This is a genomic window from Enterobacter cloacae complex sp. HYC080_NIDB, assembly GCF_056673325.1.
In genome coordinates, this window is sequence record NZ_CP114212.1 from 118951 (window position 1) to 135275 (window position 16325).

The 16325-nt window shown below is 57.7% G+C and carries 11 protein-coding genes; 6 read left to right on the plus strand and 5 right to left on the minus strand.

Going from position 1 to position 16325, the window contains the following annotated elements; translation table 11 throughout:
* The 3 genes from O1723_RS00545 to katG all read left to right on the plus strand — a co-directional run bounded on the left by O1723_RS00545 (position 1) and on the right by katG (position 5875).
* Positions 1–2433: a bifunctional aspartate kinase/homoserine dehydrogenase II gene (locus O1723_RS00545; RefSeq protein ID WP_023338878.1), complete on the plus strand. Its 2433-nt coding sequence runs from the start codon at positions 1–3 to the stop codon at positions 2431–2433.
* A 225-nt stretch (positions 2434–2658) separates the two neighbouring features.
* Complete coding sequence (metF, locus tag O1723_RS00550) at positions 2659–3546, plus strand: methylenetetrahydrofolate reductase (RefSeq protein ID WP_014885696.1); 888 nt, start codon at positions 2659–2661, stop codon at positions 3544–3546.
* Positions 3547–3694: 148 nt separating this feature from the next.
* A complete protein-coding gene (gene katG / locus O1723_RS00555) occupies positions 3695–5875 on the plus strand; it encodes a catalase/peroxidase HPI (protein WP_014885695.1) in 2181 nt (726 codons plus the stop codon).
* Positions 5876–5967: 92 nt separating this feature from the next.
* On the opposite strand, the gene gldA is transcribed toward katG, so the two are convergent.
* The 5 genes from gldA to argE form a co-directional block, all read right to left on the minus strand.
* Positions 5968–7071 (minus strand): bifunctional L-1,2-propanediol dehydrogenase/glycerol dehydrogenase, encoded by a 1104-nt coding sequence (gene gldA / locus O1723_RS00560; RefSeq protein ID WP_014885694.1) that lies wholly within the window; start codon positions 7069–7071, stop codon positions 5968–5970.
* Between the two features lie 12 nt (positions 7072–7083).
* On the minus strand, positions 7084–7746 hold the full coding sequence (gene fsa / locus O1723_RS00565; protein ID WP_014885693.1) for a fructose-6-phosphate aldolase: 663 nt from the start codon (positions 7744–7746) through the stop codon (positions 7084–7086).
* A gap of 128 nt (positions 7747–7874) precedes the next feature.
* Positions 7875–8636 (minus strand): AraC family transcriptional regulator, encoded by a 762-nt coding sequence (locus tag O1723_RS00570; RefSeq protein ID WP_014885692.1) that lies wholly within the window; start codon positions 8634–8636, stop codon positions 7875–7877.
* 56 nt (positions 8637–8692) lie between these two features.
* Complete coding sequence (gene ppc, locus O1723_RS00575) at positions 8693–11344, minus strand: phosphoenolpyruvate carboxylase (RefSeq protein ID WP_014885691.1); 2652 nt, start codon at positions 11342–11344, stop codon at positions 8693–8695.
* Between the two features lie 271 nt (positions 11345–11615).
* Positions 11616–12767, minus strand: coding sequence for an acetylornithine deacetylase (gene argE, locus O1723_RS00580; protein ID WP_014885690.1), 1152 nt, complete (start codon positions 12765–12767; stop codon positions 11616–11618).
* Positions 12768–12855: 88 nt separating this feature from the next.
* Here argE and argC point away from each other — a divergent pair, with 88 nt between their 5' ends.
* The 3 genes from argC to argH all read left to right on the plus strand — a co-directional run bounded on the left by argC (position 12856) and on the right by argH (position 16094).
* Complete coding sequence (gene argC, locus O1723_RS00585; protein WP_023336464.1) at positions 12856–13860, plus strand: N-acetyl-gamma-glutamyl-phosphate reductase; 1005 nt, start codon at positions 12856–12858, stop codon at positions 13858–13860.
* A 6-nt stretch (positions 13861–13866) separates the two neighbouring features.
* Positions 13867–14643 (plus strand): acetylglutamate kinase, encoded by a 777-nt coding sequence (gene argB / locus O1723_RS00590; RefSeq protein ID WP_086527814.1) that lies wholly within the window; start codon positions 13867–13869, stop codon positions 14641–14643.
* A gap of 77 nt (positions 14644–14720) precedes the next feature.
* Complete coding sequence (argH, locus tag O1723_RS00595) at positions 14721–16094, plus strand: argininosuccinate lyase (RefSeq protein ID WP_023336463.1); 1374 nt, start codon at positions 14721–14723, stop codon at positions 16092–16094.
* Positions 16095–16325: the final 231 nt, after the last annotated feature.

Below are 16325 nucleotides of genomic sequence, written 5' to 3' on the forward strand. Positions count from 1 at the left end.
ATGAGTGTGATAGCGCAGGCAGGGGCGAAGGGTCGTCAGCTGCACAAGTTTGGTGGTAGTAGTCTTGCTGATGTGAAATGTTATCTGCGCGTTGCAGGGATCATGACGGAGTATTCACAGCCGGGTGACATGATGGTTGTCTCCGCGGCGGGCAGCACCACCAACCAGTTGATTAGCTGGCTGAAACTGAGCCAGACCGATCGCCTTTCTGCGCATCAGGTGCAACAGTCCTTACGCCGCTATCAGAGCGAACTGATTGCTGGCCTGCTGCCAGCGGACGTTGCCGACGGGCTGATCAGCGCTTTTACGCACGATCTTGAACGTCTGGCGGCCCTGCTGGACAGCGGGATCACCGACGCGGTGTATGCCGAAGTGGTGGGCCACGGTGAAGTGTGGTCTGCACGTCTGATGGCTGCCGTGCTGCAACATCTGGGTGTGGATGCCGCCTGGCTCGACGCCCGTGATTTCCTCCGCGCCGAACGCGCCGCACAGCCGCAGGTGGATGAAGGGTTATCCTATCCGCTGCTGCAACAGCTCCTGGTGCAGCATCCCGGCAAACGTATTGTTGTCACCGGCTTTATCAGCCGCAGCAACGCGGGCGAAACCGTGCTGCTGGGCCGTAACGGTTCTGACTATTCGGCAACGCAAATCGGTGCGCTGGCGGGCGTGTCCCGCGTGACCATCTGGAGCGATGTGGCCGGCGTTTACAGCGCGGACCCGCGCAAGGTGAAAGATGCCTGCCTGCTGCCATTGCTGCGTCTGGACGAAGCCAGCGAGCTCGCTCGCCTGGCCGCGCCCGTGCTGCACGCCCGCACGTTGCAGCCGGTGTCCGGCAGCGATATCGACCTGCAGCTGCGCTGTAGCTATACCCCGGATCAAGGCTCTACGCGTATCGAGCGCGTGCTGGCGTCCGGTACGGGCGCGCGTATTGTCACCAGCCACGACGACATCTGTCTGATTGAGTTCCAGGTGCCCGCGGGCCAGGATTTCAAGCTGGCGCATAAAGATATCGACCTGGTGTTAAAGCGTGCCCAGGTGCGTCCGCTGGCCGTTGGCGTGCATAACGACCGCCAGCTGCTGCAGTTCTGCTATACCGCTGAAGTGGCGGACAGTGCCCTGAAGATTCTGGATGAAGCGGGCCTGCCGGGCGAGCTTCGCCTGCGTCAGGGGCTGGCGCTGGTGGCGATGGTGGGGGCGGGCGTCACCCGTAACCCGCTGCATTGCCACCGCTTCTGGCAGCAGCTGAAAGGCCAGCCGGTTGAATTTACCTGGCAGTCAGAAGAGGGCATCAGCCTGGTCGCCGTGCTGCGTAAAGGGCCAACCGAAAGCCTGATTCAGGGTCTGCACACCTCCCTGTTCCGCGCGGAAAAACGCATCGGCCTGGTGCTGTTTGGTAAAGGCAACATCGGTTCCCGCTGGCTGGAGCTGTTCGCCCGTGAGCAGGTGACGCTTTCGGCACGTACCGGGTTTGAATTCATTCTCGCAGGCGTGGTGGACAGCCGCCGCAGCCTGCTGAATTACGAAGGGCTGGACGCCAGCCGGGCGCTGGCCTTCTTTAACGATGAGGCCGTCGAGCAGGATGAAGAGTCGCTGTTCCTGTGGATGCGCGCGCACCCGTATGACGATCTGGTGGTGCTGGACGTCACCGCCAGCGAACAGCTTGCGGATCAGTATCTGGATTTCGCCAGCCACGGTTTCCACGTCATTAGCGCCAACAAGCTGGCGGGGGCGAGCAGCACGGATAAATACCGTCAGATCCACGACGCGTTTGAAAAAACAGGCCGCCACTGGCTGTATAACGCCACCGTTGGCGCGGGCCTGCCGGTTAACCACACCGTGCGTGACCTGATTGAAAGCGGCGACAGCATTCTGGCGCTGAGCGGGATCTTCTCCGGCACGCTCTCCTGGCTGTTCCTGCAGTTTGACGGCACCGTACCGTTTACCGACCTGGTGGATCAGGCGTGGCAGCAGGGCTTAACCGAGCCTGACCCGCGTGTTGACCTCTCCGGTAAAGACGTGATGCGTAAGCTGGTGATTCTGGCGCGCGAAGCGGGTTACGACATCGAGCCGGATGCCGTCCGCGTCGAGTCCCTGGTGCCTGCTGGCTGTGAAGAAGGGTCTGTGGACCATTTCTTTGAAAATGGTGAAGAGCTTAACGAGCAGATGGTGCAGCGTCTGGAAGCGGCGAACGAGATGGGGCTGGTGCTGCGCTATGTGGCGCGTTTTGAGGCCAATGGTAAAGCCCGTGTCGGCGTCGAGGCGGTGCGACCTGACCATCCGCTGGCGGCGCTGCTGCCGTGCGATAATGTCTTCGCGATCGAAAGCCGCTGGTACCGCGATAACCCGCTGGTGATCCGTGGCCCGGGCGCGGGGCGCGATGTCACCGCCGGAGCGATCCAGTCCGACATCAACCGTCTGGCTAAGCTGCTGTAACGTCTACATTTCCCTCTCCCTGTGGGAGAGGGCCAGGGTGAGGGCATCGGACCGCGCTCACCCCATCATGAATTTCCTTCATCTTCCCTGAGCAAACCTCACCGTTATTGTTGATTATTTATGTTGACGTCCCTCCGCTTTTCCGTCATTTTTACATCTGGACGTCTAAACGTATAGAAGTTCACAATACAACAAACAATGACACGCGACAGATAGAGGTAAGGTATGAGCTTTTTTCACGCCAACCAGCGGGAAGCACTGAATCAGAGCCTGGCCGAAGTAAACGGCCAGATTAACGTCTCTTTTGAATTTTTCCCGCCGCGCACCAGTGAAATGGAGCAAACCCTGTGGAGCTCTATCGATCGCCTGAGCAGCCTGAAGCCAAAGTTTGTCTCCGTGACCTACGGTGCGAACTCCGGCGAGCGCGACCGCACGCACAGCATCATCAAAGGCATTAAAGACCGTACCGGTCTGGAAGCTGCGCCGCACCTCACCTGTATCGACGCCACCCGTGACGAGTTACGTGCCATTGCCCAGGACTACTGGAACAACGGTATCCGTCATATTGTCGCCCTGCGCGGCGATCTGCCGCCGGGAAGCGGCAAGCCGGAAATGTATGCCGCCGACCTGGTCGCGTTGCTGAAAGACGTGGCCGACTTTGATATCTCCGTCGCCGCGTATCCTGAAGTTCATCCGGAAGCGAAAAGCGCCCAGGCGGACCTGCTCAACCTGAAGCGTAAAGTGGATGCGGGTGCCAATCGCGCGATTACCCAGTTCTTCTTTGATGTGGAGAGCTACCTGCGTTTCCGTGACCGCTGCGTTTCCGCGAGCATCGACGTTGAAATTATCCCGGGGATCCTGCCGGTCTCTAACTTCAAACAGGCGAAGAAATTTGCTGATATGACCAACGTGCGCATTCCGCTGTGGATGTCCAAAATGTATGAAGGGCTGGACGATGACCCGGAGACCCGCAAGCTGGTGGGCGCTAACATCGCGATGGACATGGTGAAGATCTTAAGCCGCGAAGGGGTGAAGGATTTCCACTTCTACACGCTCAACCGCGCGGAAATGAGCTATGCCATCTGTCACACCCTGGGCGTTCGTCCGGCATAAAAAAATAGAAAGCCCTTATAAAATGAGGGCTTTTTAATCAAACAGATAGTTAAAAGGTATTAACTATCGAATCTGTGGATTATTTCAACTATATCTTATTGCTAGTGGTGTATATCGTAACGGTAACACTGTACAAGGGAGCATAGCGATGAGCACGTCAGACGAGACCAATAACGCAGCATCAGCCGGCAAATGCCCGTTCCATCACGGCGGCGCCGATCACAGCGCGGGAGCAGGTACAAGCAGCCGTGACTGGTGGCCAAAGCAACTCCGCATTGACCTTCTTAACCAACATTCCAACCGTTCTAACCCGCTGGGTGAAGACTTCAACTACCGCAAAGAGTTTAGCAAACTCGACTACTCTGCCCTCAAAGGCGATCTCAAGGCGCTTTTAACCGACTCTCAGCCGTGGTGGCCTGCTGACTGGGGCAGCTATGCTGGCCTGTTTATTCGCATGGCGTGGCACGGCGCGGGTACTTATCGCTCCGTTGATGGACGCGGCGGGGCAGGACGCGGCCAACAGCGTTTTGCACCGCTGAACTCCTGGCCCGATAACGTCAGTCTGGATAAAGCGCGTCGTCTGCTGTGGCCCATCAAGCAAAAATACGGGCAAAAAATTTCCTGGGCTGACCTGTTCATCCTGGCGGGGAACGTGGCGCTGGAAAACTCCGGTTTCCGCACCTTTGGTTTCGGTGCGGGTCGTGAAGACGTCTGGGAACCGGATCTGGACGTGAACTGGGGCGATGAAAAAGCTTGGCTGACCCACCGTGACCCGGAAGCGCTGGCGAAGCGTCCTCTGGCCGCAACCGAAATGGGCCTGATCTACGTTAACCCGGAAGGGCCAAACGCCAGTGGTGAACCACTGTCCGCGGCGGCAGCCATCCGCGCGACCTTTGGCAATATGGGCATGAACGACGAAGAGACCGTGGCGCTGATCGCCGGTGGTCATACGCTCGGTAAAACCCATGGCGCAGGTGAAGCCACACATGTGGGCACCGACCCTGAAGCCTCACCGATTGAAGCGCAGGGCCTGGGCTGGGCGAGTACGCACGGTACAGGCGTTGGTGCAGATGCCATTACGTCCGGTCTGGAAGTTATCTGGTCACAAACTCCGACCCAGTGGAGCAACTACTTCTTCGAGAACCTGTTCAAATATGAGTGGGTCCAGACCCGCAGCCCGGCAGGTGCCATTCAGTTTGAAGCCGTGGATGCGCCAGAAATTATGCCGGACCCGTTCGACCCGTCGAAAAAACGCAAACCAACGATGCTGGTCACCGACCTGACGCTGCGTTTTGATCCGGAATTCGAGAAAATTTCTCGCCGCTTCCTGAACGATCCGCAAGCTTTCAACGAAGCCTTTGCGCGCGCGTGGTTCAAACTGACTCACCGCGATATGGGCCCAAAAGCGCGGTACATTGGTCCGGAAGTGCCGAAAGAAGATCTGATCTGGCAGGATCCGCTGCCTCAGCCGGTGTTCAATCCTTCGAAAGAAGACATTGAAAGCCTGAAAGCGGAAATCATTGCCTCGGGTCTCTCCGTGAGTGAGCTGGTTTCCGTTGCCTGGGCGTCTGCATCGACCTTCCGCGGTGGCGACAAGCGTGGCGGCGCCAACGGTGCGCGTCTGGCGCTGGCGCCTCAGCGCGACTGGGATGTGAACGCCGCTGCCGTACGTGCATTACCGGCTCTGGAAGCCATCCAGCGCACCACCAATAAAGCCTCCCTGGCCGATATCATCGTGCTGGCGGGCGTGGTAGGCGTTGAGCAGGCGGCGAAAGCGGCAGGCGTTTACGTTACCGTACCGTTTACGCCGGGCCGCGTGGATGCGCGCCAGGACCAGACGGATATCGAGATGTTTAACCTGCTCGAGCCGATTGCCGATGGCTTCCGCAACTACCGTGCGCAGGTGGATACGTCAACCACCGAATCACTGCTGATCGACAAAGCGCAGCAGCTGACGCTGACCGCACCCGAACTGACGGTTTTGGTCGGCGGTCTGCGCGTACTCGGGGCAAACTTCGATGGCAGCAAGAATGGCGTGTTCACCGACCGTGAGGGCGTGCTGAGCAATGACTTCTTCGTGAACTTGCTGGATATGAATACCCAGTGGAAGGCGACCGACGACTCAAACGAGCTGTTTGCCGGTAGCGATCGCGCCAGTGGCGAAGTGAAATACACCGCGACCCGCGCGGACCTGGTGTTTGGTTCAAACGCCGTCCTGCGCGCGCTGGCTGAAGTCTACGCCAGCAGCGATGCACACGAGAAGTTTGTGCGTGATTTTGTTGCCGCCTGGGCGAGAGTGATGGATTTGGATCGGTTTGACGTGAAGTAACCAGTGTGCCGGGTGGCGGCTACGCCTTACCCGGCTTGCAAAAGCATGTCATTCGTAGGCCGGGTAAGCGTAGCGCCACCCGGCTTTTTTTATTACTCCCACTCCTGCAGGAACCGCTGTCCATACTGGTCAGCCACCAGCAGCGCCGCATACACCTGATCTGGCGTTACTCCGCCCGGCATGTTGTGAATAGTTTCCCCTTCTGCACAGGACGCTTCTGCGATCAGCCGCATTTTGGCCGGAATATCCTCTTTAATATTCAGCTGCGCCAGCGTGATCGGCAGTCCCACGCTGTGGCAAAGCGCCGCGACGGTCTCTATTTCTTCTACCGGCGCATTTTCGAGCACCAGCTGCGTCAGCGTACCAAACGCTACTTTTTCACCGTGATAGAAGTGATGCGCATCCGGCACCGCCGTCATACCGTTGTGAATCGCATGTGCCGCAGCCAGTCCACCGCTTTCAAAACCTACGCCGCTGAGATAGGTGTTGGCTTCGATAATGCGTTCCAGCGCAGGCGTTACGACATGCTGTTCCGCCGCCAGCATGGCTTTCTCACCCTCTTCAAGCAGCGTGTTATAGCACAGCTCCGCCAGCGCGAGTGCCGCCTGCGTGCATTTACCGCCCGCCATCGTCGTGGCACCGCTACGCGAGCAGGCGCGCGCTTCAAACCAGGTCGCCAGCGCATCGCCAATCCCCGCGGCAAGCAGACGAGCCGGTGCACCCGCGACGACTTTGGTATCCACAATCACCATGTTCGGGTTGTGCGGCAGCATCAGGTAGCGATCGAACTCGCCGCTGTCGGTATAGATTACGGAAAGTGCGCTGCACGGTGCATCGGTGGAGGCAATGGTCGGGGCAATCGCAACCGGCACGTCCATAAAGTGTGCCAGCGCTTTGGCGGTGTCCAGCGTCTTCCCGCCGCCGATACCCAGCACGGCCAGACAGTCGGCGCTATCGGCCAGTTTTTTCAGACGATCGATTTCATTTTGTGAACATTCGCCACCAAACGGTGCGATTTCTGCATGCAGCTCTGCGTTTTTAAAGCTCTGGCGCAAGGTTTCTTCAGCAAAACCCAGCACAAATTTATCGCCGACAACCAGCCAACGCGTTGCCAGCGGTTTCAGGTAGTCGCCGAGACGGGTAAGCACATCAGCGCCCTGGATATATTTTCCGGGCGATTGAATGATACGGTCCATAACATTTCTCCCTTAGAGGTTGAGGTTACCAAACGCGTTTTTCCAGTCCTGCTCGAACTTCTCTATGGCTGACTCTACCGCCGGCGTGCCGAGCATTTGTTGCGCTACATCTAAAGGAAGCGTGATTGCGTCGCATCCGGCCAGCAGGCAGTCCAGCGCCTGACGTGGCGTTTTGAAGCTGGCGGCCAGCACCTTGCTCTCAGGGGCATGCATTTCCAGAAGAGATTGCAGCTCCTGGACCATGCGGATACCATCACCGCCCTGGGCATCGACGCGGTTCACATACGGTGCGACATACGACGCGCCCGCCAGTGCAGCCAGCAGACCCTGTGCGGCACTGTATACGGCCGTCCCGAGTGTAGTGATCCCCTCGTTTTTCAATGCCTTAATCGCTACAAGTCCTTCTGCCGTTACCGGGATTTTCACCACGATATCCGGCAGGGCATTACTGAGACGTTTGGCTTCCGCCACCATTCCCCCGGCGTCACGGCTCATGGTCTGGGCAAACAGAGTGCCCCGGGGACCGATGGCTTTTTGCAGGCGCGGCAGCACGCTCCAGATGGACTCCCGGCTGGCGGCAATAATGCTCGGGTTAGTGGTCACACCCGCGATCGGGAATACCCGCGCCAGACGCTCAACTTCCGCCACGTTGGCGGTGTCCAGGTACAGTTCCATTATTTTTCCTTAAGTCAGAAAGGTTGAATAAAGGATAAGGCGCGGCAGAGTACGGCGGATACAGGTCAATTTTGCCAAATACTGGACAAATGTAATGTCCTTAGTGAAGTGAGAGAACGATCACAATGCTATTTTTTGGCAATCAGCTGGCTGTGATACTGACGACGATATTCGGAAGGGGAGCGCTCGGTGTGCTTACGAAAGAGACGGCAAAAGTAGTTGCTGTCGGTAAATCCGCAGCGTGCGGCGATATCTTTAATTTTGAGGTCATAGCCTTTCAGCAGCTGGCGGGCGTGTTCCAGACGGGTCTGCGTCAGGTATTCATTGAACCCGACGTTCCCGGTCTTCTGAAAAAGGTGAGAGAGATAGTTAGGGGAAATATAAAATTCCCCGGCAACGGAATCCCGGGTCAGCGCCGAGGCATGCTTTTCGTCAATAAAGCGACGAACGGCTTCGAATAATGCGCGACTGCGGCTATCAGTGTGGATATCACTGCCAAGCAGATCGCGGCAGTGGCTGAGCAGACTTAATATCACCAGCCTGGCCGTGTCCTGCTCAGTTGGCTGCATCTGCAGCTCATTGAGCGTTTGCAGGAGAAACGCGCCCGTCCGGGGCCCTCTTCTGGCAATCTGCTGCTGTTGTATAAGAGCGTTGCCCCGGTAGAGCTGAAGCGTCAGCTGCTGTTTGCCGAAGCTTATTCTGAGCGAGTTTGAAGAATGCAGCGGGACGTTCCCGGATGCGGAAAAGAAGGCTTCGCAGCGGGTTTCCAGGATAACTGAGAGATAAGGTGATGTGCGGTTATTCTCGGCAGGCGCGACAAAGTGCACTTGATCCAGGGGGAATGCGCCTTTAATCAGAGCCGTGAGGATGTGCGTAATATCGTGGAACATGTTTTGGATACCGGGGTATTGCCGGGTGGGCGCAAGCACCCCCCCGGCATAGCGGATTAGCCCGTGTTACGCATACCCGCCGCAACGCCCGCAATCGTCACCATCAGCGCCTGCTCAACGCGTGGATCCGGCTCTTTACCTTCTTCTTCCGCCAGACGAGAACGGTGCAGCAGCTCTGCCTGCAGGACGTTCAGCGGGTCGGTGTAGATGTTACGCAGCTGGATAGACTCGGCGATCCACGGCAGGTCCGCCATCAGGTGTGAGTCGTTGGCGATATCCAGCACCACTTTGATGTCGCCTTCCAGCAGTTCGCGCAGCTCTTTACCCAGCGCCCACAGCTCAGGCTTAACCAGACGCTGATCGTAGTATTCCGCCAGCCACAGGTCAGCTTTCGAGAAGACCATCTCCAGCATACCCAGACGGGTAGAGAAGAATGGCCAGTCGCGGCACATGGTTTCCAGTTCGTTCTGTTTACCGTCTTCCACCACTTTCTGCAGCGCGGCACCGGCACCCAGCCAGGCAGGCAGCATCAAACGGTTCTGCGTCCAGGCGAAAATCCATGGAATCGCGCGCAGTGACTCTACGCCGCCGGTCGGGCGACGCTTCGCCGGACGCGAGCCCAGCGGCAGTTTACCCAGTTCCTGCTCAGGTGTTGCCGAGCGGAAGTAAGGCACAAAATCTTTGTTTTCACGCACGTAGCCACGGTAAAGATCGCAGGAGATCGCCGACAGTTCGTCCATGATATGGCACCAGGACGCTTTCGGCTCCGGCGGTGGCAGCAGGTTTGCTTCCAGAATGGCGCTGGTATAAAGCGACAGACTGCTGATGGTCACTTCCGGCAGGCCGTATTTGAAGCGGATCATCTCACCTTGCTCGGTCACGCGCAGGCCGCCTTTCAGGCTGCCTGGCGGCTGCGACAGCAGTGCCGCGTGTGCAGGTGCGCCGCCTCGGCCGATTGAGCCACCGCGTCCGTGGAACAGCGTCAGCTCAATACCGGCTTTCTCGCAGGTTTTAATCAGTGCATCCTGCGCCTGATACTGCGCCCAGGATGCCGCCATCACGCCCGCATCTTTGGCGGAGTCGGAATAGCCAATCATCACCATCTGCTTGCCCTGAATAAAGCCGCGATACCAGTCGATGTTCAGCAACTGGGTCATCACGTCATTGGCGTTGTTCAGGTCATCGAGGGTTTCAAACAGCGGCGCCACCGGCAGGGCATAGTCGATGCCCGCTTCTTTCAGAAGCAGATGAACGGCCAGCACGTCGGACGGGGTCTTCGCCATGGAGATCACATAGGCGGCCACCGATCCTTTCGGTGCGTCCACGATCGCTTTACAGGTGTTGAGCACCTCGCGGGTTTCGTTGCTTGGCTCCCAGTTGCGCGGCAACAGAGGGCGCTTGGAGTTCAGTTCGCGGATCAGGAATGCCTGTTTGTCGGCTTCGGACCAGCTTTCATAGTCGCCGATGCCGAGATAGCGGGTCAGTTCACCCAGCGCTTCGGTATGGCGGGTACTTTCCTGACGTACGTCGATACGCACCAGCGGCACGCCGAAACATTTCACGCGGCGCAGGGTGTCGAGCAGTTCGCCGTTAGCGATGATGCCCATCCCACAGGCCTGTAGTGATTTATAACAGGCGTACAGCGGTTCCCAGAGCTGTTCGTTCTGGCTGAGCAGGCCTTCCGGCTTCGGCAGACGCTGGCCTTTCAGGCGCGCTTCCAGCCAGGCCTGAGTCGCCATCAGCTGACCGCGCAGTTTTTTCATCAGGAAACGGTACGGCTCGCTGGCGCCTTCTTCACCGGCCAGCGCGCGCAGTTCCGGCGTCGCTTCGACCATCGACAGTTCGGAAATCAGCACCTGAATATCTTTCAGGAACAAATCGGTCGCTTTCCAGCGGCTCAGCAACAGAACGTGACGGGTGATTTCCGCAGTGACGTTCGGGTTGCCGTCGCGGTCACCGCCCATCCAGGAGGTGAAGCGTACCGGCACAAAGTCGACCGGCAGGCGGTAGCCGAGGTTCTCTTCCAGCTGTTCGTTCAGCTCGCGCAGGTAGTTCGGCACCCCTTCCCACAGGCTGTTTTCCACCACCGCAAAGCCCCATTTGGCTTCGTCGACCGGGCTGGGGCGTTGCTTACGAATTTCGTCGGTATGCCAGGACTGAGCAATCAGCTGGCGCAGACGGCGCATCAGCTGGTTGCGTTCATAGTCGGCGATGTCTTTGTTATCCAGCTGCTTGAGGCAGTTGTTCACTTCCACCATTTTGTGGATCAGGGTACGACGGGTGATCTCGGTTGGGTGAGCGGTCAGAACCAGCTCCAGCGAGAGAGACTCCACCGCCTTTTTGATGGTGGCTTCGGTGAGATCGGGCTGGTCTTTCAGTTTACGCAGCGTACGGGCAATCACTTCCGGGTTGCTGGCAGCTTCGCCATTAGGCGAAATGCTGTGGTATTGCTCAGCGGTGTTGGCCAGGTTCAGGAACTGGCTGAAGGCACGGGCAACGGGCAGCAGCTCATCGTTGGAGAGGTTCTGCAAGGTGGTGAGCAGTTCCTGACGGCTGGCCTCGTTACCGGCACGGGAAGATTTAGACAGCTTGCGGATGGTTTCAACGCGTTCGAGGATGTTTTCCCCCAACGCATCTTTGATGGTATCTCCAAGCACTTTGCCGAGCATACTGACATTACTACGCAACGCGGAATATTGTTCGTTCATAAAAACCCAGTCACCCCATCATTTTTGTTTATGCCCATGCGAAAATCTGCTGGACAATATTTTGTCATCTCCCTTTATAAAGCCACGTAAAACCCCCGTCGTCAATTGCTGCGAAAACGGTTCAGCAAACGAATAAATGCGGGCAATTTACGAAATTTAATTCGCATTGCGTCAGATAAGAGATGCTTATGGGAATGTGACGGAGATCATGCGATTTGTTGCCCTCACTCTAACCCTCTCCCACCGGGAGAGGGTTAGAGTCGGTGCGGTTTTAATGCCAGCAGAAGTGGTGCACAACCTGGGTAATCAACTCGCGAGTGGGCTTGATGAAGCGGGTTTCCAGATACTCATCCGGCTGGTGCGCCTGGTTAATGGAGCCAGGGCCAAGGACCAGCGTCGGACACAGCGTCTGAATGAACGGCGCTTCGGTGCAGTAGTTCACCACGTCGGTTTTTTCACCAAGCAGTTTTTCCACCACTTCAACCAGCTGGTGATCCGGAGGGCACTCATAACCCGGGATCGGCGGATGCAGTTCGGAGACCGTCAGGCGGCCCGGCCAGCGCTCGCTCACCGGGGCCAGTGCTTCATTCAGCAAGCCGTCGAGATCGCTCAGCGTCATACCCGGCAGCGGGCGGATATCCATATGCAATTCGCAGCAGGCGCAGATACGGTTGGAGGCATCGCCGCCGTGCAGGCTGCCGAGGTTTAGGGTCGGATACGGCACGGTGAATGCGTCATAGTGATAACGTTCTTTCAGCGAGTCGCGCAGGGTCATGATGCGCCCGATGGCGTCATGCATCAGCTCAATCGCATTTACGCCGCGCGCCGGATCGCTGGAATGACCGGACTGGCCCAGCACGCGCACGGCCGTCGAGATATGACCTTTGTGCGCGCGAATCGGTTGCAGTGACGTCGGCTCGCCGATAATGGCGCAATCCGGGCGAATCGACGTGTTTTCAGAGAAGTAGCGCGCGCCCGCCATGCTGGTCTCTTCGTCGGCGGTCGCCAGAATGTAGAGCGGCTTTTTCAGTTTTGTCACGTCCACGTCACGCAGCGCGTCGAGGATAAAGGCGAAGAAGCCTTTCATGTCGGCGGTGCCGAGACCATAGAGTTTGTTGTCGTGCTCGGTCAGGGTGAACGGATCGCGGGTCCAGCGGCCATCGTCAAACGGCACGGTGTCGGTATGACCGGCAAGCAGCAGGCCGCCCGCACCGGTTCCGGTGCTGGCCAGCAGGTTAAATTTATGACGGGTTCCGGGGACGGGCTGTACCTCAACGTTAAACCCAAGATCGCTAAACCAACCCGCCAGCAGATTGATTAAAGACTCATTGCTTTGATCCAGCGCTTCTTCCGTTGCACTGATGGACGGTGTGGCAATCAGGGCGCGGTAGATCTCGATAAATGGCGGTAAGTTCATTTTCATTGTTGACACACCTTAGGTCGTGATAGTATCAATATTCATGCAATAAATGTGAATAAAAATACATTAACGTTGAGCATAAAGGAACCCGATGTTGAATACGCTGATTGTAGGCGCTAGCGGTTATGCGGGCGCAGAGCTTGTAAGCTACGTGAATCGCCATCCACATATGACCATAACCGCTTTGACCGTGTCAGCGCAAAGCAATGATGCAGGAAAGTTAATTTCCGATTTGCATCCGTGGCTTAAGGGCATTGTCGATCTGCCGCTGCAGCCGATGTCTGACATCAGTGAGTTCACCGACGGCGTTGACGTGGTGTTTTTAGCCACTGCGCACGAAGTCAGTCATGACCTGGCACCGCAGTTCCTGGCAGCCGGCTGCGTGGTGTTCGATCTCTCCGGCGCGTTCCGCGTTAACGACGGCGCGTTCTACGAAAAATATTACGGTTTCACCCATCAGCACCCCGATCTGCTTGAAAAAGCGGTTTACGGCCTGGCGGAGTGGAGCACAGACAAACTCAAAGAAGCGGATCTGATTGCCGTGCCGGGCTGCTACCCGACGGCGGCGCAACTTTCCCTGAAACCGTTGATCGACGCAGGTCTGCTGGATCTGAACCAGTGGCCGGTGATCAACGCCACCAGCGGCGTGAGCGGAGCAGGGCGCAAAGCAGCGATCTCGAATAGCTTCTGCGAAGTGAGCCTTCAGCCGTATGGCGTGTTTAATCACCGCCATCACCCTGAAATCACGACGCATCTGGGTACGGACGTCATTTTCACGCCGCATCTGGGCAGCTTCCCGCGCGGCATCCTCGAAACCATCACCTGCCGCCTGAAACCGGGCGTGACCAAAGAGCAGGTGAGCGAGATCTTCACGCAGGCGTATGCGGATAAACCGCTGGTGCGTCTGTATGACAAAGGCGTGCCGGCGCTGAAAAACGTGGTCGGGCTGCCGTTCTGCGACATCGGCTTTGCCGTACAGGGCGAGCACCTGATTGTGGTCGCTGCAGAAGATAACTTACTCAAAGGCGCTGCCGCACAGGCAATGCAGTGTGCAAATATTCGTTTCGGCTTCCCTGAAACGCAGGCTCTTATTTAAGGTGTGATGATGAACCCATTAATTATCAAACTCGGTGGTGTACTGCTGGACAGCGAAGAAGCGCTGGAGCGTCTGTTTACCGCGCTGGTGAACTATCGTGAATCACACCAACGTCCGCTGGTGATTGTGCACGGCGGCGGCTGCGTGGTAGATGAGCTGATGAAAGGGCTCAACCTGCCGGTGAAAAAGAAAAACGGCCTGCGCGTCACGCCCGCTGACCAGATTGACATCATTACCGGCGCGCTGGCGGGAACGGCGAACAAAACGCTGCTGGCATGGGCGAAGAAACATCATATCGCCTCCGTTGGTCTCTGTCTGGGGGATGGCGACAGCGTAAAAGTGACCCAGCTCGATGAAGAACTGGGCCACGTTGGACTGGCGCAGCCGGGTTCGCCTAAGCTGATTAACACGCTGCTGGAAGGTGGTTTCCTGCCAGTGGTGAGCTCTATCGGCGTGACCGAAGAGGGCGAGCTGATGAACGTTAACGCGGATCAGGCGGCAACGGCTCTGGCGGCTACGCTGGGCGCAGACCTGATCCTGCTTTCCGACGTGAGCGGCATTCTGGACGGCAAAGGCCAGCGCATCGCGGAAATGACCGCGGCCAAAGCCGAACAGCTGATCGCGCAGGGCATCATTACTGACGGCATGATCGTCAAAGTGAACGCCGCGCTGGATGCCGCTCGCACGCTGGGTCGCCCGGTGGATATCGCCTCCTGGCGTCACGCGGAACAACTGCCGGCGCTGTTTAACGGCACGCCGATTGGCACGCGTATTTTAGCGTAATCGATTTAATGTTTTGTAGGCCCGGTAAGCGCAGCGTCACCGGGCAGTGAAATTCAAAGATATTAAGGAAGCATGTTATGGCACTTTGGGGTGGGCGTTTTACACAGGCAGCGGATCAGCGGTTCAAACAGTTCAATGACTCTTTGCGCTTCGACTACCGCCTGGCCGAACAGGATATTGTCGGCTCTGTGGCCTGGTCCAAAGCGCTGGTGACCGTTGGCGTGCTGACCGCAGAGGAGCAGCTACAACTGGAAGAGGCGCTGAATAACCTTCTGGAAGAGGTGCGTCTGGATCCGCAGCAAATCCTGCAGAGCGATGCCGAGGATATTCACAGCTGGGTGGAAGGCAAACTTATCGACAAAGTCGGTCAGTTGGGTAAAAAGCTACACACCGGCCGTAGCCGTAACGACCAGGTTGCGACCGACCTGAAGCTGTGGTGTAAAGAGACCGTTGGCGAGCTGCTGGCAGCTAACCGTCAGCTGCAGAGCGCGCTGGTAGAGACCGCGCAGAACAACCAGGACGCCGTGATGCCGGGCTATACCCACCTGCAGCGCGCGCAGCCGGTGACCTTTGCCCACTGGTGTCTGGCCTATGTTGAGATGCTGGCGCGTGACGAAAGCCGTCTGCAGGACACCCTGAAACGTCTGGATGTCAGCCCACTGGGCAGCGGCGCGCTGGCCGGTACCGCGTATGAAATCGACCGTGAACAGCTCGCAGGCTGGCTGGGCTTTGCCTCCGCCACCCGTAACAGCCTGGACAGCGTCTCTGACCGTGACCATGTACTGGAGCTGCTCTCCAATGCGTCTATCGGGATGGTGCATCTGTCGCGCTTTGCCGAAGACCTGATCTTCTTTAACTCCGGTGAAGCCGGTTTTGTGGAGCTGTCCGACCGCGTGACGTCCGGATCTTCCCTGATGCCGCAGAAGAAAAACCCGGACGCGCTGGAGCTGATTCGCGGCAAGTGTGGCCGTGTGCAGGGCGCACTGACCGGTATGATGATGACCCTGAAAGGGTTGCCACTGGCGTACAACAAAGATATGCAGGAAGACAAAGAAGGGCTGTTCGACGCGCTCGACACCTGGCTGGATTGTCTGCATATGGGGGCGCTGGTGCTGGATGGCATTCAGGTGAAACGTCCGCGCTGCCAGGAAGCGGCGCAGCAGGGGTATGCCAACTCCACCGAGCTGGCGGATTACCTGGTCGCGAAGGGCGTACCGTTCCGTGAAGCGCACCATATTGTGGGCGAAGCGGTGGTGGAGGCGATTCGTCAGGGTAAACCGCTGGAAGACCTGGCGCTTGCTGACCTGCAGAAGTTCAGTGCGGTTATCGGGGAGGATGTCTATCCGATTCTGGCGCTGCAATCCTGCCTGGATAAGCGTGCCGCGAAAGGCGGCGTGTCGCCGAAGCAGGTCGCGCAGGCGATTATGGATGCGAAAAACCGGTTGGTTTGATCGGTGCGGGTGGGTGCCCTCACTCCGGCCCTCTCCCACAGGGAGAGGGAGCAAACACTAAAAATGGCAACTTCGGTTGCCATTTTGCGTTTACCTCGGGCTTTTTTACGCAAAAAAAAGCGGACCACGGGGTCCGCAAAAGTTCACGTTGGCTTTAGTTGTTCGAGTTTTGAGAGAAACTCGATGACGGTGCGGGGACGTCAAGGGTCAAACACGTGCCGCCTCGTCTAT

Coding starts and splice junctions, on each gene's coding strand:
- O1723_RS00545 (WP_023338878.1), top strand. CDS start 1: ATGAGTGTGATAGCGCAGGCAGGGGCGAAGGGTCGTCAGCTGCACAAG.
- metF (WP_014885696.1), top strand. CDS start 2,659: ATGAGCTTTTTTCACGCCAACCAGCGGGAAGCACTGAATCAGAGCCTG.
- katG (WP_014885695.1), top strand. CDS start 3,695: ATGAGCACGTCAGACGAGACCAATAACGCAGCATCAGCCGGCAAATGC.
- gldA (WP_014885694.1), bottom strand. CDS start 7,071: ATGGACCGTATCATTCAATCGCCCGGAAAATATATCCAGGGCGCTGAT.
- fsa (WP_014885693.1), bottom strand. CDS start 7,746: ATGGAACTGTACCTGGACACCGCCAACGTGGCGGAAGTTGAGCGTCTG.
- O1723_RS00570 (WP_014885692.1), bottom strand. CDS start 8,636: ATGTTCCACGATATTACGCACATCCTCACGGCTCTGATTAAAGGCGCA.
- ppc (WP_014885691.1), bottom strand. CDS start 11,344: ATGAACGAACAATATTCCGCGTTGCGTAGTAATGTCAGTATGCTCGGC.
- argE (WP_014885690.1), bottom strand. CDS start 12,767: ATGAAAATGAACTTACCGCCATTTATCGAGATCTACCGCGCCCTGATT.
- argC (WP_023336464.1), top strand. CDS start 12,856: ATGTTGAATACGCTGATTGTAGGCGCTAGCGGTTATGCGGGCGCAGAG.
- argB (WP_086527814.1), top strand. CDS start 13,867: ATGATGAACCCATTAATTATCAAACTCGGTGGTGTACTGCTGGACAGC.
- argH (WP_023336463.1), top strand. CDS start 14,721: ATGGCACTTTGGGGTGGGCGTTTTACACAGGCAGCGGATCAGCGGTTC.